The organism is Serratia sp. H1w, from assembly GCF_000633355.1.
Classification (GTDB): Bacteria; Pseudomonadota; Gammaproteobacteria; order Enterobacterales; family Enterobacteriaceae; genus Chania.
The window spans coordinates 38,999-60,407 of sequence record NZ_AYMQ01000056.1 but is presented as its reverse complement, the minus strand read 5'-3'; the positions used below and the strand labels follow the sequence as shown (position 1 = coordinate 60,407).

The window sequence follows — 21,409 nt, the reverse complement described above, 5'->3', positions numbered from 1 at the left end:
AACAACCCTATCCACGTTAAAAACGTGACTGCTGCCCAAGTTATGAAAGGGATATTTATTTCACGTCTAACGAGTGACGAGGTAACATTAGCGTTCACTTGTCTTATTTCCGGCTGAGACAAACACTTTTTTAACAGTACGTTAACCAAGCCTGCTACAACAGGCATCGGCGACGCAGACTACCTGATGAAAAAAACCAGACAGCACCAGTTAACCCGTTGGCTCAAAACACAGAGTACGTTGGCGCAGCGTTGGCTGCGTTTATCCATGCTGTTAGGTCTGGCAAGCGGCATTTTGATTGTCGCCCAGGCCTGGCTGTTGGCCTCCCTGCTCCATGCCCTGATTATTGAGCACCAGCCTCGCGCTGAGCTTGTCTCATCGTTTATCTGGCTGGCAGCCACCTTTGCCCTGCGGGCCTTCCTGAGCTGGCTGCGTGAACGGGTTGGCTTTATCTGCGGGCAGGTTATCCGCCAACGTATGCGCTCTCAGGTATTGGATAAGCTGCAACAGCTTGGCCCCGCCTGGATCCAGGGCAAACCTGCCGGTAGTTGGGCCAGCATCATCGTTGAGCAAATCGAAGACATGCAGGATTACTATTCCCGCTATCTGCCGCAAATGTATCTGGCCGTGTTTATTCCGCTGCTGATCCTGATCACCGTCTTCCCTATCAACTGGGCCGCCGGGTTTATCCTGCTGGCGACCGCCCCGCTGATCCCGCTGTTTATGGCTCTGGTCGGGATGGGGGCCGCCGATGCCAACCGCCGTAACTTTGTTGCATTGGCCCGGCTTAGCGGCAACTTCCTCGATCGCCTGCGCGGCCTGGATACGTTGCGTTTGTTTAATCGCGGCCAGGCAGAAACCGACCACATTGCCAAATCGTCAGAAGATTTCCGCCAGCGCACCATGGAAGTACTGCGCCTGGCCTTCCTCTCCTCTGCGGTGCTGGAATTCTTCGCCTCGCTTTCCATCGCCATGGTTGCGGTCTATTTTGGCTTCTCCTACCTCGGTGAGCTGGACTTTGGCAGTTACGGCACAGGCGTTACGCTGTTTGCCGGTTTCCTGGTGCTGATCCTGGCGCCGGAGTTTTTCCAACCGTTGCGCGATCTGGGGGCGTTTTACCACGCCAAAGCACAGGCCGTGGGCGCAGCTGAAGCACTGGAAACTTTCCTGGCAGCCGAAGGCGAGCAGGTTGGGAATGGCGCGCAAACGCTAAATAGCGAAGAGCCGCTGACGGTTCAGGCCCGGGAGCTGGAAATTCTCTCCCCCAATGGCGTACTGCTAGCCGGACCGCTTGATTTTACCCTACTCCCCAATCAGCGTATCGCCTTGGTCGGGCTTAGCGGTGCCGGGAAGAGCTCGCTGTTGAATCTGCTACTCGGTTTTCTGCCCTATCGCGGTTCATTGCAGATCAACGGCATCGAGCTGCGCGAGCTGGCTGCGGTTAACTGGCGTCAGCAACTGGGCTGGGTGGGTCAAAACCCCCATCTGCCAGCACAAACCCTGCGGGAAAATATTCTGCTCGGTTACCCTCAGGCCAGCGAGGCTCAGCTGCAACAGGCCGTCGAGCAGGCATACGTCAGCGAGTTCCTGCCGCATCTGCCAAAGGGGCTGGAAACTGACCTGGGTGATGGCGCGGCTCGTCTTTCCGTTGGGCAAGCTCAGCGTGTAGCCGTAGCGCGGGCGCTGCTCAGCCCTCGCCGCTTGCTGTTACTGGATGAACCTGCGGCCAGTCTGGACGCCCACAGCGAACGCCTGGTGATGCAGGCGCTCAATGCGGCTTCCCATCAGCAAACTACCCTGCTGGTCACGCACCAGTTGGAAGATACCGAAGATTACGACCAGATTTGGGTGATGGACAGCGGGAAGATCGTGCAGCAGGGCAACTACGCCACGCTCAGCGCCCAGCCCGGTCTGTTTGCCAAACTGATTGCACACCGCAGCGGGGAGCTTTAATCATGCGCGTTTTGCTGCCATTCCTGGCGTTGTATCGCCGCCACACGTTCCTGATTTTGCTGGGCATCGTCCTGTCCATCGTCACCTTGCTGGCCAGTATCGGCTTGCTGGCCTTGTCCGGATGGTTCCTGGCCGCCTCCTCGCTGGCCGGACTGGCGGGGTTGACGACCTTCAACTACATGCTACCGGCCGCTGGCGTACGGGGCGCGGCAATCTTCCGTACCGCCGGCCGTTATGCAGAACGGGTCGTCAGCCATGATGCCACTTTCCGCGTATTGTCCCATCTGCGGGTATTCACCTTCCGCAAGATCCTGCCGCTGTCACCGGGTGGTATTGCCCGTTTCCGTCAGGCTGAGCTGCTCAACCGCCTGGTGGCCGATGTCGATACGCTCGATCACCTCTACCTACGCGTTATTTCGCCGATGGTCAGCGCTGCGGTGGTGATTGTGGTGGTCACTTTCGGCCTTAGCTGGCTGGATGTTCCACTGGCTCTGACGTTGGGCGGAATTTTGTTATTGCTGCTGCTGGCCGTACCGCCGATTTTCTATCGCGCAGGTAAGCCCATCGGGGAAGAGTTGACCCTGTTACGCAGTCAATACCGCACAGACCTGACCGCCTGGCTACAGGGGCAGGCCGAGCTGGTGGTGTTCGGTGCGCTAGACACTTTCCGCCAAAAACTCAACGCGACCGAACAGCGTTGGCAGCGCCGTCAGTGGCAACAGGCTTCGCTTGGGGGGATCACTCAGGCATTGATGATCCTGGCCAGCGGCCTCACCGTCACACTGCTGATGTGGCTTGCTGCTGCGGGGATCGGTGGCGACACCCAACCCGGAGCGTTGATTGCCCTGTTTGCCTTTGCCGCCCTGGCCTCTTTTGAAGCCATGATGCCCGTTGCCGCCGCGTTCCAACATCTGGGCCAGGTGATCGCTTCAGCCACCCGCGTCAAACAAATCATCGATCAACAACCGGAAGTCACCTTCCCTGCCAGCGGCCCAGCTTCACAACCGGGCGCGGCGCTGCAACTGAGTGAGGTGTCCTTCACCTATCCCGACCAGCCGCTACCGGTGTTGAACAACGTGACGTTGTCCATTGCCGCTGGCGAGCACATCGCGCTGTTGGGTCGTACCGGCTGCGGTAAATCGACCCTGCTGCAATTGCTGACCCGAGCCTGGAATGTTGACAGCGGCCAAATCCAGCTCAACGGCCAGCCGCTGACTAGCTATGATGAAGCAACGCTGCGCGCCATGACCACGGTGGTGAGCCAACGGGTGCATATCTTCAGCTCTACGCTGCGTGAAAATCTGCGTATCGCCGCCCCTGCCGCCAACGATGAGGCGTTAAACCTCGTCCTGCAACAGGTTGGGCTGGATAAGTTGCTGGAAAACGAAGGACTGAATGCCTGGCTGGGTGAAGGTGGCCGTCAGCTTTCCGGGGGTGAACAACGCCGTTTAGGCATTGCCCGTGCCCTGCTGCATCAGGCACCGCTGTTGTTGCTGGATGAACCTACCGAAGGATTGGATGCCGAAACCGAGCAACAGATCCTGGCCCTGCTCCGCCAGCATTGCCAAGGCAAGACGTTAATCCTGGTCACTCATCGATTATATGGGCTGGAACATTTCGATCGCATCTGCGTGATGGATGGCGGCAGTATCGTCGAACAAGGCAGCCATGCCGCGCTGATGCGCCAGCCTGGCCGTTATGCCCAGTTCCATCAACGTATCAGCCATGTATCGCTGTAAAACGGCCTGTAGGCAACGCTAAGAGGTTTTATGCGCATTGTTAAGCTGTCATCGCAGTCCGTCGCGTTTCCTTCACCAGAGGGCGCTCTGCACGATCCTAATGGTCTGCTGGCCATTGGTGGCGATCTTGCGCCTGCGCGACTGCTGGCGGCCTATGAGCGCGGTATCTTTCCCTGGTATTCGCCAGGGGAAGCCATCCTCTGGTGGTCACCGGACCCGCGGGCGGTGCTGTTCCCTGCGGAATATCACGTCAGCCGCAGCCTCAAGCGCTTCCTACGCAGCGATCCGTTCCGTATTACCCTTAACCATGATTTTGCCGCCGTGATCGCCGCCTGCTCATACCGTCCCGACGAAGGCACCTGGATCGGCGAGGAAGTGCAGCAAGCCTATCTACAGTTGCATCATCTGGGACATGCCCATTCCATTGAAGTGTGGCAGGGGGAAACGTTGGTTGGCGGCCTGTACGGCGTGGCTCAAGGGGCGCTGTTTTGCGGGGAATCGATGTTCAGCCGCACGACCAATGCCTCAAAGTGTGCTTTATTTGCGTTTTGCCGCCATTTTGCCGCTTATGGTGGGGAATTGGTTGACTGTCAGGTGCTTAACGCTCACACTGCCCGGCTTGGAGCGAGGGAAATCCCCCGCCGCCTATTTTTACAGCAGTTGAGCAACCTTCAGCGCAGGACCTTAGCGCCGGAGTGCTGGACAGCGCAAGTCATACCCCTACAGCTGGTTGTACTACCCACCCAGACTGACTAATTTTGTGGGATCGGTGCATTGTTCACCGACACTCCTTTACATAATGTGGGTTTTTCGGCATTATCTTGCCGGTTAAAAACTATGGTAGTTAGACCTAGAGGATTCGATGGCCAAAGAAGACAATATTGAAATGCAGGGCACCGTTCTTGATACGCTGCCAAACACCATGTTCCGTGTTGAATTGGAAAACGGGCACGTGGTAACCGCTCATATCTCCGGTAAAATGCGCAAAAACTATATCCGCATCCTGACGGGTGACAAAGTCACTGTAGAGCTGACCCCGTACGACCTGAGCAAAGGCCGCATTGTCTTCCGTAGCCGTTAATCGGCTCACCCGTCGCCAACCACTGGCGACACCGAGGATGTGATCCCTCAAAAAGAGCCCTTTCCGTTTACCGCCGCAGCAACGTTCTCCACCGAGTTGTCTTGGCGCAGGTAAACTGAGAGGGCTCACTCATTTTGAACAGACGCGGTATGCAGCTTAACAGGTGCACCATGCAGCTGATCGGGCGTAGCATGCGGCGATCCTACAAATGAAATACTCCGTGAATTTCACGTATAAAAAAAGCGATGCCTTGGCATCGCTTTTTTGTTAACTCCTTACCGCTTAGTGCACTGCACCTTCATCCGCTTTACGCTTCTGGGCGCTGAGGAAGTGGTAAGTCAGCTGTTTCTTCTCTTTATCCAGTTCGACTTTCACCGAACCACCGTCAACCAGTGAACCAAACAGCAGCTCGTTGGCCAGCGGTTTTTTCAGGCTTTCCTGCATCACACGCGCCATTGGGCGAGCGCCCATCGCACGGTCATAGCCTTTCACTGACAGCCAATCACGCGCTTCGTCGCTCACTTCCATCGACACGCCCTTGGCATCCAGCTGTGCTTGCAGTTCAACGATAAACTTGTCGACCACCTGCTGGATCACCGCCGGAGACAGATGGTTGAACCAGATGACGTTGTCCAGACGGTTACGGAATTCTGGCGTAAACACCTTCTTGATCTCTTCCATCGCGTCGATGCTGTTGTCCTGCTCGATCAGGCCAATCGATTTGCGTTCCGTTTCGCGTACCCCGGCGTTGGTGGTCATCACCAGGATCACGTTACGGAAGTCTGCCTTACGACCGTTGTTATCGGTCAGCGTCCCGTTATCCATTACCTGCAGCAGCAGGTTGAACACGTCCGGGTGCGCCTTCTCGATTTCATCAAGCAGCACTACCGCATGCGGATGTTTGATCACCGCATCGGTCAACAGGCCGCCCTGATCGTAACCGACGTAGCCCGGAGGTGCACCAATCAAACGGCTGACGGTATGACGTTCCATATATTCGGACATATCAAAGCGCAGCAGCTCGATATCCAGAGCCTTGGCCAACTGTACCGTAACTTCGGTTTTCCCCACTCCGGTCGGCCCGGCGAACAGGAAGGAACCGACAGGTTTACGATCCTGGCCCAGACCGGCACGGCTCATCTTGATCGCTTCGGTCAGCGCTTCGATAGCCGGATCCTGGCCGAACACCAGCATTTTCAGACGGTCGCTCAGGCTTCTCAGCACGTCGCGATCGCTGGCCGAGACGGTTTTTTCCGGGATACGCGCAATGCGCGCCACCACCGATTCGATATCCGCCACGTTGACCGTTTTCTTACGCTTGTTAACCGGCAGCAAGCGGCTACGCGCACCGGCTTCATCAATCACGTCGATCGCTTTGTCCGGCAGATGACGGTCGTTGATGTATTTCACCGACAGCTCCACCGCCGCACGTACCGCTTTGGCGGTGTAACGCACGTCATGGTGCGCTTCGTACTTGGTTTTCAGACCGTTGATGATCTGAATGGTCTCTTCCGGCGTCGGTTCGGTGATATCTATTTTCTGGAAGCGACGCGCCAGCGCACGGTCTTTTTCGAAAATATTGCTGAATTCCTGATAGGTGGTCGAGCCGATCACCCGGATCTTGCCGCTCGACAGCAGCGGTTTGATCAGGTTGGCGGCATCCACTTGCCCACCAGAAGCCGCACCGGCACCGATGATGGTGTGAATTTCGTCGATAAACAGGATGCTGTTCTTATCCTGTTCCAGTTGCTTGAGCAGCGCCTTGAAGCGCTTCTCAAAGTCGCCACGGTATTTGGTGCCCGCCAGCAATGAGCCGATATCCAGCGAGTACAGCGTGCAGTCAGCCATAACCTCCGGCACGTCGCCCTGCACGATCCTCCAGGCCAGACCTTCGGCAATCGCGGTTTTACCTACGCCGGATTCCCCCACCAGCAGCGGGTTGTTTTTACGGCGGCGGCACAGCACCTGAATGGCACGCTCCAGTTCACGGTCACGGCCAATCAGCGGATCGATACCGCCCACTCGGGCCAGTTGGTTGAGGTTGGTGGTGAAGTTTTCCATACGGTCTTCCCCTCCAGGCTGCTCTTCGTTTACCGGGTTTTCCGCATTAGGTGCCTGGCCCGGCTCATCTTTACGTGTACCATGTGAAATGAAGTTCACCACGTCGAGACGGCTGACGTCGTGTTTACGCAGCAGGTATGCCGCCTGGGACTCCTGTTCGCTGAAGATCGCCACCAACACGTTGGCACCGCTCACTTCGCTCCGGCCGGAGGACTGCACGTGGAATACCGCACGCTGCAACACACGCTGGAAGCTGAGCGTCGGCTGGGTGTCGCGCTCCTCTTCGCTGGTAGGCAGCGTCGGTGTGGTTTGTTCGATAAAGGCTTCCAGCTCCTGGCGTAACGCGGCCAGATCCACCGTACAAGCCTCGAGCGCTTCGCGCGCGGCAGGGTTGCTGAGTAACGCCAGCAACAGGTGCTCCACGGTCATAAACTCATGTCTGTGCTCGCGCGCTCTGGCGAAAGCCATGTTGAGACTGAGTTCCAATTCTTGATTGAGCATAGGCACCTCCCCAATAGATTGCCTTTTCAGGCTTTTTCCAGCGTACAGAGCAACGGATGCTCGTTCTCCCTTGCGTAACGGTTCACATGGGCCACCTTGGTTTCCGCGACCTCGGCGGTGAAAACACCGCAGATCGCCTTGCCTTGATAGTGGACCGTGAGCATCAGTTGCGTTGCACGTTCAATATCATAAGAAAAGAACTTTTGCAGAACGTCAATCACAAATTCCATCGGTGTGTAATCGTCGTTGTTAAGTATAACTTTATACATTGACGGCGGTTTTACCGCATCGATTTGTTTTTCTTCGGCCAAGTGCTCAATATTTAGCCAATCGTTGCTATTGCCCATCGCTGCTCATCTTCTCTGCCATGCCTCAGTATATGGGGCCATGTTCGGGTTATTCAAACTGGGTTATCGAGATCATTTTACCATCTTCGCGGGTAACGTGCCGCAGCACAAAGCGAATAATCGCGGCGATAAATTGTTACCAAAGCATGTCAATAGCGTTAACTAGTTCAAACTTTGGCGAACTGCTCGAAGCGCTCATTGGCCGATCCCTTGACGTGATGATCATTTGCTCTAGAGTGTAAATTCGTGGGTTGCTGGTCTTTTGACCAGCAGGGACTCACCAGAATCAGTTATTCATCTCATCTAAAAATAGCGTTGCGAGGGATGTAGAAGCATGGAGACGGGTACTGTTAAATGGTTCAATAACGCCAAAGGGTTCGGTTTTATCTGCCCGGAAGGCGGCGGTGAAGATATCTTCGCGCATTATTCAACAATTAAAATGGATGGCTACCGAACGTTGAAAGCAGGCCAACAGGTCAGGTTCGACGTGCATCAAGGGCCGAAAGGGAACCACGCGAGCCTGATTATGCCGCTGGAAAGCGAGGCCATGGCCTAAACGCTCCCACCAGCCCCCTTCTGCATAGCCAAGTTAAAATGCCAGCCGCCGTATGACTGGCATTTTTATTTTTGCGGTTATTCTCGCGCCAACGCATCAATCGGGTTCAATCGCGCAGCACTGCGTGCCGGTAGATAACCGAACACTACACCAATCCCGGTGGAACACAGGAACGCACTCAGCAGGGCCAGCGGCGGGAAGCTGACCTGCCACCCCGGCATCGCCAACTGCACCAGCAGACCAATGGCGAACGACAGAGCGATCCCCAACGCGCCCCCCACCAGGCAAACCAGCACAGCCTCGATCAGGAACTGTTGCAGGACATCGCCGGAGCGCGCCCCGACCGCCATACGAATGCCGATTTCACGCGTCCTTTCCGTAACCGAGACCAGCATGATATTCATCACCCCAATCCCCCCGACCACCAGCGAGATCACCGCCACCAGCGTCAGGAACAGTTGCAGCGTGCGGGTGGTTTTCTCCGCGGTTTGCACCAGGCTGTCCATGTTGTAGGTGAAGAAGTCTTTCTTGCCGTGGCGTAACGTCAGCAACCGCGTCAACTGCTGCTCCGCCTCCTGGCTGTTGTAGCCATCACGGATACGCACGGTGATCGAATCAAAGTAGTCGTTCCCCATCAACCGGTTGGCCATGGTGCTGTAGGGCACCCATACGCTCAGCGTTTTGCTGCTGCCGAACATCGACTGCTTTTCCTGCGCGACACCCACTATCGTAGCGGGCATATTGCCAACCAGGATCACCTCACCCACGACGTTCTTTTGATACGGGAACAGGCGGCGCTGGGTGTTGGCGTCGATCACCACCACCTGCGCCTGAGACTGCACCTGCATGGCGTCAATGCCGACCCCTTGTGAAAACGTCATGCCATAAACCCGAAAATACTGCTCACCGACGCCCGCGACATTGGCAGCAACATCGATATTACCAAACCGCAGCCGCATGCTGCTGCTGATATTCGGCGACAGCGCACTGACATAGGGCTGCTCACGCAACGCGCTCAGATCGCCATACTTCAACGCCTGACGGAGGGTGGGATCGTCATCACCAAAGTCTTTGCCGGGATAAACGTCCACGGTGTTGGTGCCGATGGATTTGATGTCTGCCAGGATCATCTGCTTGGCCGCGTCGCCAATCACCAGGATCGACACCACCGAGGCAATGCCGATGATGATCCCCAGCATGGTTAATGCCGTGCGCATCTTGTTGGCCGCCATGGCGCGACAAGCCATCACCAATGCCTCACGGAAACGGCCAGCCATCTGCTGCCAGGAAGGCGCTGGCGTGGCCAGTTCCAGCATCTTGGCCTGCGGGTTGCCCTGCGCCTGTGGCCGGGAGTCGGCGATGATTTCTCCGTCGCGGATCTCGATAATCCGCTCCGCCTGCTGGGCTACCGCCGGATCGTGCGTGACGATAATCACCGTGTGCCCCTGCTCGCGCAGTTGCTTGAGGATCGTCATCACCTCTTCGCCGGAATGGCTGTCGAGCGCACCGGTCGGCTCATCCGCCAGAATGACCTGGCCGCCATTCATCAAGGCCCGCGCAATACTGACGCGCTGCTGCTGCCCACCGGAAAGCTGGCTTGGCCGATAGGAGATACGTTCCCCCAACCCCAGGCGTTGCAACAAGGCTGCCGCTCTTGCGCGCCGTGCAGTCTTGCTCAGCCCGGCATACACCGCAGGCACTTCCACGTTATGTGCCGCACTCAGGTGAGGCAGCAGATGATAACGCTGGAAGATAAAACCAAAATGTTCGCGCCGTAGCTGGGCAAGCGCATCACCATCGAGCGTCGCCACGTCCTGCCCGGCGACGCGGTAGGTCCCGGCGCTGGGTTTGTCCAGGCAGCCAAGAATGTTCATCAGCGTCGATTTACCAGAGCCAGAAGCCCCCATAATCGCCACCATCTCACCGGCGTCAATACGCAGACTGACGTTTTTCAGCACGTCCACGGTCTGATCGCCGGAGAGATAGCTACGCCGGATATCACTCAGTTCCAACAGTGCGGTCATCAGCTGGCCTCCGCGCCGCCGCGGCTGACTATCACCTCTTCACCGGCCTGCAACCCGCTGATAATCTGCACATCCACGTTGTTGCGAATGCCGATCGTGACTTCCCGCTTCTCTTCCTTACCCTGTTGCAGCACCGAAATGTGGTAACGGTTATCGGCGATCTGATCCCCTAATGCCACCAGCGGGATCACTAGCGCATCGCTGACGCCAGCCAGTTGAATATGCACCTGCGCGGTCATTTGCAAACGCAGCAAACCCTGTGGGTTTGGCACTTCGAAGCGTGCGTAATAGAAAATGGCGTTGTTGACCTTTTCTGGCGTGGGCTGAATGTCTTTCAGCACGCCGTCAAAGCGTTTGCTCGGATCTCCCAGCACGGTAAACCAGGCTTTCAGCCCCGGCTGGAGATGGATCACATCCGCCTCGGAAACCTGTGCCTTCACCAGCATGGTGCTCATATCGGCCAACGTCAGGATATTGGGCGCTTGTTGCGCAGCGATCACCGTTTGGCCTTGCAAGGTGGTGATCTGCACCACGTCACCGTCCATCGGTGCTTCGATGCGGGTATAGGCCAGATTGATCTTGGCGGTGTCCAGGCTGGCCTGATTTTTGGCGATCTCTGCCCGGGTGGTGGCAACCTGTGCCTTTTTCACCGCCAGATTGGTGGCGAACTGATCCAGATCCTGGCGTGACACTGCCTGCACCTTGGCCAGTTCACGGTTACGCTGCAAGGTAACCTCGGCCAGTTGCTGCTCCGCCTGCGCCTGTTGCAGTTGGGCTTGCAGTTGCTGTAGCGTGGCCTCGCCTTCGCGAATGCTGTTTTGCGCCTGCTGGGGATCGATAATGCCGAGCAGTTGGCCTTTTTGTACCTTATCGCCAATCTCGACCTTCAGGCTCTCCAACTGTCCGCTGACCTGGGCCCCCACGTCAACCTTGCGCACCGCATCCAGTTGGCCGGTCGCCAGTACGCTTTGCTCCAGATCGCGTTTAGCCACCTTGACCGTTTTAAACTCTACCGGGGCCGGATGGCTGAAACGCCAATAAGCCAAAATGGCGAGCACCACCAGAACGGCGCATACCACCAACCCGCGTTTTTTACGTTTTAATAACCACGTCAATGTCTGTTCCTACCTATTTCCTAGCGTGCTTTAGCTACCCATATCGGTAACCGAAGTAAATTAGCATGTTGCGTGGCCAATCACTAAACCCAGGCTCAACAAGTTACTGACAAGCCGGTTTTGTCATGCCGTATTGACCCACCGTTTAGTGCAGCCTTGATGAAGTGGTGTTTTTACACAGAGAAGGATTTCATCATGTCTCAGCTCAGCTATCCACTGATATCGGCCAAACCGGCCAGTCGACTGATGATGGCGCTGCTCAACGGTGAAAAGATGCCCAGCAAAGCCTGGGCAAAAACCTCATTTCGCCTCAAATTTCTCAGCCGTTCGCTACTCAGTTGGCCAACGACCCGTTGTCTGCTCAATACGCTGGCTGCCAACCCTCTGCTGGATGAAATTTTACATGCGCAGCCCAACCTGCCATGCAAACTGCATCGCCCCTATCTGGCTGCCAACATGAGCCGCCTCGACCGCCTGTTAGCCCTGCGCGATCACTACAATCTGATCGCCCAGTGCATGCCGTTGAGAATGCGCCTCGGCCACCTTGGCAGCCAACCTTTTACCTTAAGCAAGGTGCAGGATAAGAATGGCGAGCAGATCTGCCTGCAACTGGCGTCTCTCGACCATCTGAACAAAGAAGGCGAAGCCACCCTGCTGCTACGCAATAGCCAAGGAATTATGCTGGCAGAAATGACCTTCACCCTGATGAATTACCAGCAGCAACCCACGCTGTTTATCGGCGGTCTGCAAGGCGCCAATTGTGGAGTGCCCCATGCGGAGATCCAGCACATGACCAAGGCCTGTCACGGCCTGTTTCCCAAACGCCTGGTGCTGGAGGGGATATGCCATCTGGCACAGCAATTGGGTATCCGCCAGATAATCGCGGTAGGCAACACCAGCCATATCTATCAAAACTGGCGCTACCACAACAAAAAGAAAGGCCTGCTGCATGCCGATTACGATCTCTTTTGGCTTTCCCTGGGAGGCAGGAAGCTCGATAACGGTTATTTTCTGTTACCCGAGTGTATCGCCCGCAAACCGATGGCAGAGATCGCCAGTAAAAAACGCGCCGAATATCGCCGCCGTTATCAGCTACTGGATGAATTGCAGCGAGGGATCGGCTCACACTTCCCCTAATCCGCTCGGCCCCGCGCCAGCCACATCACGCGGGAAAACATCTTCTTCAGCAATGGTGGTACAGAATCGGTGCCCCACGCACCAGCCTGCATGGCCACTTCAATCGCCAGATCGGGTTTGGAAGTGTGATGCACCGCCTTGAGGATCACCTTGCGCACCGGCATCTGTACCTTTAACGGTATTGAGGCCACCCGATGATAGACCGAACTGAATCCCTCGCGATACATGAAGTGTTCCATGTCCGGAGCGGGTAGCGCGGTCAGGCGATCGCGTTCGTTATCTTCGTGGTTATCCAGCATGCTGCGCACGGTGTTGGCGTATTTCTTGCCAGCTTCATCACCATCCACCAGCACATGCCATTCAATGCCCATGCGGCGGGCAAACTTCAGCAATGGCTTCAGCCCGCACTGGGCGAACTCAATCACCCGCACGCCTTCGGATTCAAAACGATAGCCGCACTGGCGCGCCAGTTCATTGAGCAACCACACCTCGGTCTCTCCTTCCACCAGCAGCCAGCAACGGGCAAACAACGAGGCTGGCCGGTTAAAGCGGATGTGGAACGCAATGCGCCGCCCATCCTCTGCACTTAACCCCTTTGGCCCAAGGCGATAGGTGGCCACTCGGGCCGATTCGCGCACCAGGCGGCAAATATGCTCCACCGGCACCAGCGATACCAGTTCGCTGGAATTGGTGGTGGTAATGCGCTGTAGCGGCATCTGATTGAGCAACCCCCAGGCCACCGACAGCATGATAGGATGCAGGCGTGTTTCTGGGTCCTCTACCAGCAATAATGGCCGGGCATGGGGATCGAGCTTTACGTTGCCTTTGGCCTGTAACAGCGTGGAAAACATCCCCAACAGGATCAGACGCATGCTGCGGCTGTTCGGTTCGGCAATCATACGGTTGATGCTGTCCAACGATCGCCACGCCTGTTGTTCCGGCTGGCGACGATGGCGAGGCCCGGCAACCTGTGAGCCTTGCTCGGCAAAATAGTGTTCGAGCAGTTGCTGCATCGCCGCCAGCCCCTGCAGTAGTTCGGAATTGGTCAGTTTCTGCGGATTACGCACCAGTTCACGTGTCAGTTGATCCAACTGCTGTGCCAGAGCTTCATTATCGGCGGGGAGGCGATCGCTGAGCGAGCTGGGCCGCAGGCGGCGAATAAAGCGCGCATCACGCAGCCGCAGCACCGGATGGATGCGGATCAGGGCATGTACCAGTTGATCGATATGGTGCAGGTGTAAAGCGTTGCCATCGGCATCAAGGAAACGCCGCCAGGTACATACCGTGCCGTCATCGGCCAACTCCCCTTCGCAGCAGTAATGAATACGGCTCAGGTTATCTTCCCCCTTCGACCACAGCGGTGAAAGATGGCGATAGCGCGGTAGGTGCGCATGGCCAAGATCTTTCTCGCAGAAGGTGAAGATAATCTGCAAATGGCGCTCTTTGGCCGCCTCCTCACCCGGTGGGAAGTAGAAGTCTTTGGCTTCGAAGCGATACAGCGTCTGTTCCGGCGCCAGCAAAAAGGTCATGGCATCCAGCAGGCTGGATTTACCCCAGGCATTTTCCCCGAGTAATACGGTGTTATCATCCAGCGTCAGTGAAAGCCGGTTAATTTCGCGGAATCCTACAATCTCAATGCGCTCCAGGTACATCTGCTGACTCCTTTATTCGCCTGATACCTTGAGGATGAGCAATAAAGCCATTGCAGGTCAAGCAGACATTCCTGCACGTGCGGTAAACACCGCAAATCAGCCACTTTACTCAGAAGATTATTTTGGTTAGCGTGTTGGGTTTGCCGTTCCCTTAAAATCAAAAGGACGCTTGCTTCACATGTATTCAGGACTGCTGATTATACTGATACCGCTGATCGTCGGTTATCTTGTCCCCTTGCGTAGCGTCACCCTGATCCGGGCCATTAACCGCCTGCTGAGCTGGATGGTGTATGTGATCCTGTTCTTTATGGGGATCAGCCTGGCATTCCTGGAAAACCTCAGCAGCAATCTGCTGTTGATCTTTCAGTATACCCTGGTGTTTTTCCTGTGCATTTTCTGCGCCAATCTCCTGTGGCTGGCAGTGTTTGAACGCCGTCGCCCTTGGCGCAGTGCTCACAAGCAAGAAACGTTACCCTCGCGTCTGCATATGGCATTGGAATCCCTGAAACTCTGCGGGGTAGTGGTGGGTGGTTTTGCCCTGGGTCTTACCCAATGGCACTGGCTGCAATTTGCTGGCCAGGGCAGTGAATACGCCCTGCTGTTTCTGCTGTTATTGGTGGGGGCGCAGTTACGCAACAGCGGGATGACGCTGCGCCAGATCGCTCTCAATCGCCGTGGCATGATGGTCGCCGTGGTGGTGGCTGTCAGTTCGCTGGTCGGTGGAGCCGTCGCCGCACTGCTGCTGGGATTGCCGCTGAAAGCCGGTTTGGCTATGGCTTCAGGTTTTGGCTGGTATTCCCTTTCCGGCATTCTGATCACCGACGCCTATGGCCCGGTGATGGGCAGCGCCGCCTTCTTCAACGATCTGGCCCGTGAGCTGGTGGCCATTATGTTGCTACCTACGCTGGTGCGCCGCAGTCGCTCCTCGGCATTAGGTTTATGCGGTGCCACCTCAATGGACTTCACGCTGCCTGTATTGCAACGCAGCGGTGGGATGGAAATGGTGCCTCCGGCCATCGTGCACGGATTCCTGCTGAGCCTGTTGGCCCCGGTGTTGATAGCTCTGTTCTCCTGATAATATCGGGCGCGGTTCGCTGCGCCCGATATTCAAAATCGTAATAATTCCCATCCGCACGCCAATTTGTTCTAAATCAATCTTTGTTAAAGTTGTGTCACAAAAGCCTTTTTAAGGTTGCGCCATCGATCTATGCTTCAAAACAAGCATTATAAATGCAACTTTAAAAAAGGAAGCGATTATGTTCTGTGTGCAATGTGAACAAACCATCCGGACACCGGCAGGCAACGGCTGCTCCTACGCTCAAGGGATGTGCGGGAAAACGGCAGAAACTTCAGACCTGCAGGATCTGTTGATAGCGGCGCTGCAAGGACTGTCTGCCTGGGCCTTGCAGGCGCGTGCGTTGGGGATTATCGACCATGATGTCGACAGTTTTTCCCCACGCGCCTTCTTCTCTACGCTGACCAACGTCAACTTCGATTCCGCACGCATTATCGGCTATGCGCGTGACACCATAGCCCTGCGTGATTCGCTGGCGGTTCGCTGCCGTCTGCTCGATGCCAGCGTACGGGTCGATCACCCTCTGGCTCAGCTGCAACTGGCCGGTGACGATATGCCTGCCCTGTTGCAACAGGCCGCGCAATTTGCCCTCAATAACGATAAAGCCGCAGTAGGCGACGATATCCACGGCCTGCGCATGTTGTGCCTGTATGGCCTGAAAGGGGCCGCCGCCTACATGGAACATGCCCATGTGCTGGGCCAGTTCGACAATCAGATCTATGCCGATTACCACGCCTTTATGGCCTGGCTGGGCACTCAACCGAGCGATCTGGACACCCTGCTTAACAACTCGATGGCCATCGGTAAAATGAACTTCAGCGTGATGGCCATTCTGGATCGCGGTGAAACCAGCGCCTTTGGCGATCCACAGCCGACTACGGTCAATGTGCGCCCAGTCGCGGGCAAGGCGATCCTGATTTCCGGCCACGATCTGAAAGATCTGCGCTTGCTGCTGGAACAGACCGCAGGCACCGGTATCAACGTGTATACCCACGGTGAAATGTTGCCAGCCCATGGCTACCCCGAGCTGAAAAAATTCCCGCATCTGGTGGGTAACTACGGCAGCGGCTGGCAGAATCAGCAGACCGAATTCGCCAAATTCCCGGGTTCGATCGTCATGACCTCCAACTGCATTATCGATCCGAACGTCGGTAATTATGGCGATCGCATCTGGACTCGCAGCATCGTTGGCTGGCCAGGTGTTAACCATCTGGAAGGTGATGATTTCAGCACCGTGATCGCTCAGGCGCAGCAGCTGGCTGGCTTCCCTTACAGCGAGATTGAACACCTGATCACCGTCGGTTTTGGCCGCCAGGTATTGCTCAGCGCCGCGGATACCGTCGTCGATCTGGTCGTGCAGAAAAAACTGCGCCACGTCTTCCTGGTTGGCGGTTGTGATGGCAGCCGTGATGAACGCAGCTACTTCACCGACTTTGCCCGCAACGTGCCGCAAGATTGCCTGATCATGACGCTGGGCTGCGGTAAATATCGCTTCAACAAGCTGGACTTCGGTACGCTGGAAGGTCTGCCGCGCCTATTGGACGTGGGCCAATGTAACGACGCCTATTCTGCCGTGATGCTGGCGGTCAAACTCGCCGAGAAAGTGGGCGGAACGGTCAATGACCTGCCGCTCAGCCTGGTGTTGTCATGGTTCGAGCAGAAAGCGATCGTCATTCTACTGACGCTGCTGTCGCTGGGGGTGAAAAATATCGTTACCGGCCCAAGCGCTCCAGCCTTCCTGACCGACAATCTGTTAGCGGTGCTGAATGAGAAATTCGGCCTGCGCTCGGTCACCACCGTAGAGCAGGACATGCAATCCCTTCTCGGCTAAGGCCGATTTTCCGGGGCTGCCCATCGCGGCGGCCCCGTTTGTTTTGAGGTGCCCCATGAGCCAACCCAGCCCACTTTGCCCCAACCCGATGCAGGTACATTCCCTGCACCAGGAAACTGCCGACGTCTGGACGCTGAATCTGATCAACAACGACTTTTACCCGTATCAGCCCGGTCAGTTTGCGTTGGTCAGTATTCGCGACAGTGAAGACACGCTGCGTGCCTATACCCTCTCCTCTTCGCCCGGCCTGAGTCCTTTTATCAGCATCAGCGTGCGTTGCTTACCTGATGGCCTCGGCTCGCGCTGGCTGACGCAAGAGGTCAAACCTGGCCAGACACTGTGGCTGTCAGATGCCCAAGGGGAGTTTAGCTGCGTTCAATACCCAAGCGATCGCTACCTGATGCTGGCCGCGGGCTGTGGCGTCACACCAATAATTTCCATGTGTCGTTGGCTGGTAGTCAACCGCCCGCAATGTGACATCAAGGTGATCTTCAACGTTCGCACGCCTGCGGATGTGATTTTTGCCGAACAGTGGCAGCAACTCTCCGCCGCTCATCCGCAACTCCAGTTGACGTTGATGGCAGAACAGGATGCACAGCCCGGTTTCCTGTCTGGCCGCATCAACGAGCAGGTGTTGCAACAGGTCGTGCCGGATATCGCCTCGCGCACCGTGATGACCTGCGGCCCTGCCCCTTACATGCAGCAGGTTGAACAGCTTTGCCTACGGCTCGGCGTACCGGCAGCCAATTTCCACCAGGAACAGTTTCACACCTCAGCAGAAGTTGATGATGGGCAAGGTGAACAATTGACGCTGCGCATTGGTCAGCCGCTGCGTGAGTTCCGTGTGCTGGTCGGCAGCACCCTGCTTGCGGCGTTGGAATCCCACAAGTTACCGGTCAATGCCGCCTGCCGGGCTGGCGTCTGCGGCTCATGCAAGACCCGCATTATCGATGGCCAATACACCACCAGCAGCACCATGACGTTAACCCCGGCGGAAATCGAGCAAGGCTACGTGCTGGCCTGTAGCTGCCAACTCCACAGCGATGTCACCCTCGCCTGAGTTTAGGCTGTGTCCCCCAATTGCACGTGAGCGCCGCTGGGGGTCATTTGGACGCGTTGCAAGGTACAAACTGTAAGGCTTGGTGGTCCCAAATAAGCAGGGAGTAACCCAGCTACGCGTTCAAATGGCCCCAGCCCGAAGGGTCGCGCCCCAAAAGCCCGTACTCAGCGTTGTCGGGCTTGAACTTAGACCCACTAGGCCCTGCACCCTCCGCCTTGATTACGGGCTTTTGTGTCTGCGACGGCACCACGGTCAATTGAGGGACACAGCCTAGCGCCCCATCACCCGATGGGGCACATATCGGTAAGCGTAACCCCTAATGCCCTTCTACACTTTCTGTTTGCCTCTAACCGGGCGAGTACCCCTCATTTTGCATAATGACTGGAGGAACGATGAAGCAAACAGTAGCCACGCTGATCGCCAAAACGCTGGAACAGGCCGGTGTAAAACGCATCTGGGGCGTCACCGGCGATTCACTCAACGGCCTGAGCGACAGCCTGCACCGGATGGGCACCATTGCCTGGATGGGCACCCGTCATGAGGAGGTCGCCGCCTTTGCCGCCGGTGCCGAAGCACAGCTTACCGGCCAACTGGCGGTCTGCGCAGGTTCCTGCGGCCCCGGCAACCTGCATCTGATCAACGGCCTGTTCGATTGCCACCGTAATCACGTCCCGGTGCTGGCTATCGCCGCCCATATTCCTTCCAGCGAGATCGGCAGCGGCTATTTCCAGGAAACCCATCCGCAAGAGCTGTTCCGCGAATGCAGTCACTACTGCGAGTTGGTCTCCAATCCAGAACAACTGCCCCGCGTGCTTGAGATCGCCATGCGTAAAGCGATCCTCAACCGCGGCGTCTCGGTGATTGTGCTGCCGGGCGACGTTGCCCTGCAAATGGCCCCGGAAGATGCCAGCATGGTGTGGCATACGCCTGCGCATCCATTGATGCAGCCACCGATGAGCGAGTTGCAAAAACTGGCCGAAACGCTGAACAACGCCAAAAATATCACCCTGATGTGTGGCAGCGGCTGTGCCGGATCCCATGATGAAGTCGTCAAGCTAGCCGAGCTGCTGCAGGCCCCAATTGTCCATGCCCTGCGTGGTAAAGAGCATATTGAATGGGATAACCCCTACAGCGTCGGCATGACCGGACTGATCGGTTTCTCCTCCGGCTACCACGCCATGATGAATGCGGATACGCTGGTGCTGCTCGGTACCCAGTTTCCGTACCGGGCGTTTTATCCGACCAATGCCAATATTATTCAAATCGATATCAACCCCGGTAGCATCGGCGCTCATTGCCCGGTGAATATGGCGCTGATGGGGGATATCAAAACGACGCTCAGCGCCTTGCTGCCACAGCTGCAAGCCAAAAGCGATCGCAAGTTTCTGGATAAGGCGTTGGAACATTACCGGGAAGCGCGTAAAGATCTCGACGGATTGGCAACCGCCAATGACAACCAACCGATCCATCCACAATACCTGGCGCAGCAAATCAGCCATTACGCCACTGAGGACGCGATCTTCACCTGCGATGTCGGCACGCCAACGGTGTGGGCCGCACGTTATCTGAAAATGAATGGTCAACGCCGACTGCTCGGTTCGTTCAACCATGGGTCAATGGCTAACGCCATGCCACAAGCGATTGGGGCTCAGGCCACCGAACCGGATAAACAGGTGATCGCCCTGTGCGGCGATGGTGGTTTTACCATGTTGATGGGGGACTTTCTATCGCTGGCCCAGTTGAAGCTACCGGTCAAGGTGGTGGTGTTCAACAACAGCGTGCTGGGTTTTGTGGCGATGGAGATGAAAGCCGGTGGTTACCTTACCGACGGCACCGATCTGCATAACCCGGACTTTGCCGCCATTGCCAACGCCGCAGGCATCAAAGGCATACGGGTCGAAAAAGCCTCCGAACTGGATGGCGCATTACAGGAACTGTTGGCCCATCCAGGCCCGGCGTTGCTCGACGTGGTTACCGCCAAACAGGAACTGGCAATGCCGCCGCAGATCAAATTCGAGCAGGCTAAAGGCTTCAGCCTGTATATGCTGCGCGCGATCATCAATGGCCGGGGTGATGAAGTCGTCGAGCTGGCTAAAACCAATTGGTTACGATAATTCCTAGCGGGGACAATCAAGTGGGTTGTCCCTGCATTTTCCGCTTTTGCCACGCGCTAATCCGGTTATGATAAAAGCCACTTCCTCATCGGCTACCAAGGACCCGTATGCTTATCGATTTACGCAGTGACACCGTTACCCAACCGAGCGCAGAGATGCGCACCGCCATGGCACAGGCAGACGTCGGCGACGACGTGTATGGCGACGATCCCACCGTTAACGCCCTCCAGGCCGAAGCGGTCAGACTCTCTGGCAAACCAGCGGCATTATTCTTGCCCACCGGTACCTAGGCTAATCTGGTAGCCTTGCTGAGCCATTGCCAGCGCGGTGAGGAATATATCGTTGGCCAGCAGGCGCATAACTACAAATATGAAGCCGGTGGCGCAGCCGTGCTGGGCAGTATTCAGCCCCAACCGATTGAAGCCAACCCCGATGGCACACTGCCGTTAGACAAGGTTGCCGCCGCCATCAAGCCCGATGATATTCACTTCGCCAAGACGCGTTTGCTGAGCCTGGAAAACACCATCAGTGGCCGAGTGCTGCCGCTGGAATATCTACAACAGGCCTGGCAGTTCACCCGTGAACACAAGCTGGCCCTGCATATTGACGGCGCGCGCATTTTCAACGCCGCGGTAGCGCTGAACGTACCGCTGAAAGACATTGCCCAGTACTGCGATACCTTCACCATTTGCCTGTCGAAAGGCTTGGGTGCACCGGTCGGCTCGCTGCTATGCGGTAGCGAAGAGTTTATTCAGCGTGCCAATCGCTGGCGCAAGATGACCGGTGGCGGTATGCGTCAGGCCGGTATTCTGGCGGCTGCCGGGCTGTATGCGTTGGAGCACAACGTCGAGCGGCTGAAAGAGGATCATGACAACGCCAAATGGCTCGAACAGCAGTTGCGTGATATTGGCGTAGACATCGCCGAACCGGGCGCACAAACCAACGTGCTATACCTGCGTCAATCTCCGGAACTGGCGGCCAAGCTCGGCCCCTGGATGCGTGAACGCGGCGTGTTAATCAGTGCCGGGCCGTTGACCCGTATCCTGACGCACCTCAACGTTAGCCGCCAGGATCTGCAAAAAGTGGTCGATCTGTGGCAGGATTTCCTGCAGCAACACGCGTAAGTTTTTTGCAGTAAAACCGGGATGCCCCCGCATCCCGGC

15 protein-coding genes and 1 pseudogene are annotated in these 21,409 nt (G+C 56.6%); 11 read left to right on the top strand and 5 right to left on the bottom strand.

The genetic code is table 11. The features are described 5' to 3' along the window. Positions 1–186: 186 nt before the first annotated feature. From cydD to infA, 4 genes are all read left to right on the top strand, one after another. Entirely contained in the window at positions 187–1,953 is a 1,767-nt protein-coding gene (cydD, locus tag U869_RS0113690) for a cysteine/glutathione ABC transporter permease/ATP-binding protein CydD (RefSeq protein ID WP_025119364.1), read from the top strand. A 2-nt stretch (positions 1,954–1,955) separates the two neighbouring features. Continuing rightward, on the top strand, positions 1,956–3,692 hold the full coding sequence (cydC, locus tag U869_RS0113685) for a cysteine/glutathione ABC transporter ATP-binding protein/permease CydC (protein ID WP_025119363.1): 1,737 nt from the start codon (positions 1,956–1,958) through the stop codon (positions 3,690–3,692). Between the two features lie 30 nt (positions 3,693–3,722). Beyond that, on the top strand, positions 3,723–4,448 hold the full coding sequence (gene aat, locus U869_RS0113680) for a leucyl/phenylalanyl-tRNA--protein transferase (RefSeq protein ID WP_025119362.1): 726 nt from the start codon (positions 3,723–3,725) through the stop codon (positions 4,446–4,448). A 106-nt stretch (positions 4,449–4,554) separates the two neighbouring features. Continuing rightward, on the top strand, positions 4,555–4,773 hold the full coding sequence (infA, locus tag U869_RS0113675; protein ID WP_002211347.1) for a translation initiation factor IF-1: 219 nt from the start codon (positions 4,555–4,557) through the stop codon (positions 4,771–4,773). 282 nt (positions 4,774–5,055) lie between these two features. Here infA and clpA read toward each other — a convergent pair whose 3' ends face one another. Further along, positions 5,056–7,335 (bottom strand): ATP-dependent Clp protease ATP-binding subunit ClpA, encoded by a 2,280-nt coding sequence (gene clpA / locus U869_RS0113670; RefSeq protein ID WP_025119361.1) that lies wholly within the window; start codon positions 7,333–7,335, stop codon positions 5,056–5,058. A 26-nt stretch (positions 7,336–7,361) separates the two neighbouring features. Continuing rightward, on the bottom strand, positions 7,362–7,682 hold the full coding sequence (clpS, locus tag U869_RS0113665) for an ATP-dependent Clp protease adapter ClpS (protein ID WP_025119360.1): 321 nt from the start codon (positions 7,680–7,682) through the stop codon (positions 7,362–7,364). Between the two features lie 334 nt (positions 7,683–8,016). Between clpS and cspD the strand changes: the two genes are divergently transcribed. Beyond that, positions 8,017–8,238 (top strand): cold shock-like protein CspD, encoded by a 222-nt coding sequence (gene cspD / locus U869_RS0113655; protein ID WP_021804952.1) that lies wholly within the window; start codon positions 8,017–8,019, stop codon positions 8,236–8,238. A 77-nt stretch (positions 8,239–8,315) separates the two neighbouring features. On the opposite strand, the gene macB is transcribed toward cspD, so the two are convergent. After that, positions 8,316–10,262, bottom strand: coding sequence for a macrolide ABC transporter ATP-binding protein/permease MacB (gene macB / locus U869_RS0113650; protein ID WP_025119359.1), 1,947 nt, complete (start codon positions 10,260–10,262; stop codon positions 8,316–8,318). Beyond that, entirely contained in the window at positions 10,262–11,377 is a 1,116-nt protein-coding gene (macA, locus tag U869_RS0113645; RefSeq protein WP_025119358.1) for a macrolide transporter subunit MacA, read from the bottom strand. The genes macB and macA overlap by 1 nt, the downstream gene beginning before the upstream one ends. Positions 11,378–11,572: 195 nt before the next feature. Here macA and U869_RS0113640 point away from each other — a divergent pair, with 195 nt between their 5' ends. Next, entirely contained in the window at positions 11,573–12,514 is a 942-nt protein-coding gene (locus tag U869_RS0113640; protein WP_025119357.1) for a VirK/YbjX family protein, read from the top strand. On the opposite strand, the gene U869_RS0113635 is transcribed toward U869_RS0113640, so the two are convergent. Beyond that, positions 12,511–14,166, bottom strand: a complete 1,656-nt coding sequence (locus U869_RS0113635; RefSeq protein ID WP_025119356.1) for an ATP-dependent endonuclease — start codon at positions 14,164–14,166, stop codon at positions 12,511–12,513. The genes U869_RS0113640 and U869_RS0113635 overlap by 4 nt on opposite strands. Positions 14,167–14,344: 178 nt before the next feature. On the opposite strand from U869_RS0113635, the gene U869_RS0113630 reads away from it, so the two are divergent. The 5 genes and pseudogenes from U869_RS0113630 to ltaE all read left to right on the top strand — a co-directional run bounded on the left by U869_RS0113630 (position 14,345) and on the right by ltaE (position 21,370). Continuing rightward, positions 14,345–15,241, top strand: a complete 897-nt coding sequence (locus U869_RS0113630) for a lysine exporter LysO family protein (protein ID WP_025119355.1) — start codon at positions 14,345–14,347, stop codon at positions 15,239–15,241. 181 nt (positions 15,242–15,422) lie between these two features. Then, entirely contained in the window at positions 15,423–17,072 is a 1,650-nt protein-coding gene (gene hcp / locus U869_RS0113625; protein ID WP_025119354.1) for a hydroxylamine reductase, read from the top strand. Between the two features lie 55 nt (positions 17,073–17,127). After that, positions 17,128–18,132 carry an NADH oxidoreductase gene (hcr, locus tag U869_RS0113620; RefSeq protein WP_025119353.1) on the top strand — a complete coding sequence of 335 codons (1,005 nt, stop codon included), beginning with the start codon at positions 17,128–17,130 and terminating at the stop codon, positions 18,130–18,132. A 392-nt stretch (positions 18,133–18,524) separates the two neighbouring features. Next, positions 18,525–20,246: a ubiquinone-dependent pyruvate dehydrogenase gene (gene poxB, locus U869_RS0113615; protein WP_025119352.1), complete on the top strand. Its 1,722-nt coding sequence runs from the start codon at positions 18,525–18,527 to the stop codon at positions 20,244–20,246. Between the two features lie 107 nt (positions 20,247–20,353). Beyond that, positions 20,354–21,370 (top strand): annotated as a pseudogene (gene ltaE, locus U869_RS29420) (low-specificity L-threonine aldolase). Positions 21,371–21,409: the final 39 nt, after the last annotated feature.

Excerpts from the sequence above, each read along its gene's own strand:
- cydD (WP_025119364.1), top strand. The coding sequence starts at position 187 with ATGAAAAAAACCAGACAGCACCAGTTAACCCGTTGGCTCAAAACACAG.
- cydC (WP_025119363.1), top strand. The coding sequence starts at position 1,956 with ATGCGCGTTTTGCTGCCATTCCTGGCGTTGTATCGCCGCCACACGTTC.
- aat (WP_025119362.1), top strand. The coding sequence starts at position 3,723 with ATGCGCATTGTTAAGCTGTCATCGCAGTCCGTCGCGTTTCCTTCACCA.
- infA (WP_002211347.1), top strand. The coding sequence starts at position 4,555 with ATGGCCAAAGAAGACAATATTGAAATGCAGGGCACCGTTCTTGATACG.
- clpA (WP_025119361.1), bottom strand. The coding sequence starts at position 7,335 with ATGCTCAATCAAGAATTGGAACTCAGTCTCAACATGGCTTTCGCCAGA.
- clpS (WP_025119360.1), bottom strand. The coding sequence starts at position 7,682 with ATGGGCAATAGCAACGATTGGCTAAATATTGAGCACTTGGCCGAAGAA.
- cspD (WP_021804952.1), top strand. The coding sequence starts at position 8,017 with ATGGAGACGGGTACTGTTAAATGGTTCAATAACGCCAAAGGGTTCGGT.
- macB (WP_025119359.1), bottom strand. The coding sequence starts at position 10,262 with ATGACCGCACTGTTGGAACTGAGTGATATCCGGCGTAGCTATCTCTCC.
- U869_RS0113640 (WP_025119357.1), top strand. The coding sequence starts at position 11,573 with ATGTCTCAGCTCAGCTATCCACTGATATCGGCCAAACCGGCCAGTCGA.
- U869_RS0113635 (WP_025119356.1), bottom strand. The coding sequence starts at position 14,166 with ATGTACCTGGAGCGCATTGAGATTGTAGGATTCCGCGAAATTAACCGG.
- U869_RS0113630 (WP_025119355.1), top strand. The coding sequence starts at position 14,345 with ATGTATTCAGGACTGCTGATTATACTGATACCGCTGATCGTCGGTTAT.
- hcp (WP_025119354.1), top strand. The coding sequence starts at position 15,423 with ATGTTCTGTGTGCAATGTGAACAAACCATCCGGACACCGGCAGGCAAC.
- hcr (WP_025119353.1), top strand. The coding sequence starts at position 17,128 with ATGAGCCAACCCAGCCCACTTTGCCCCAACCCGATGCAGGTACATTCC.
- poxB (WP_025119352.1), top strand. The coding sequence starts at position 18,525 with ATGAAGCAAACAGTAGCCACGCTGATCGCCAAAACGCTGGAACAGGCC.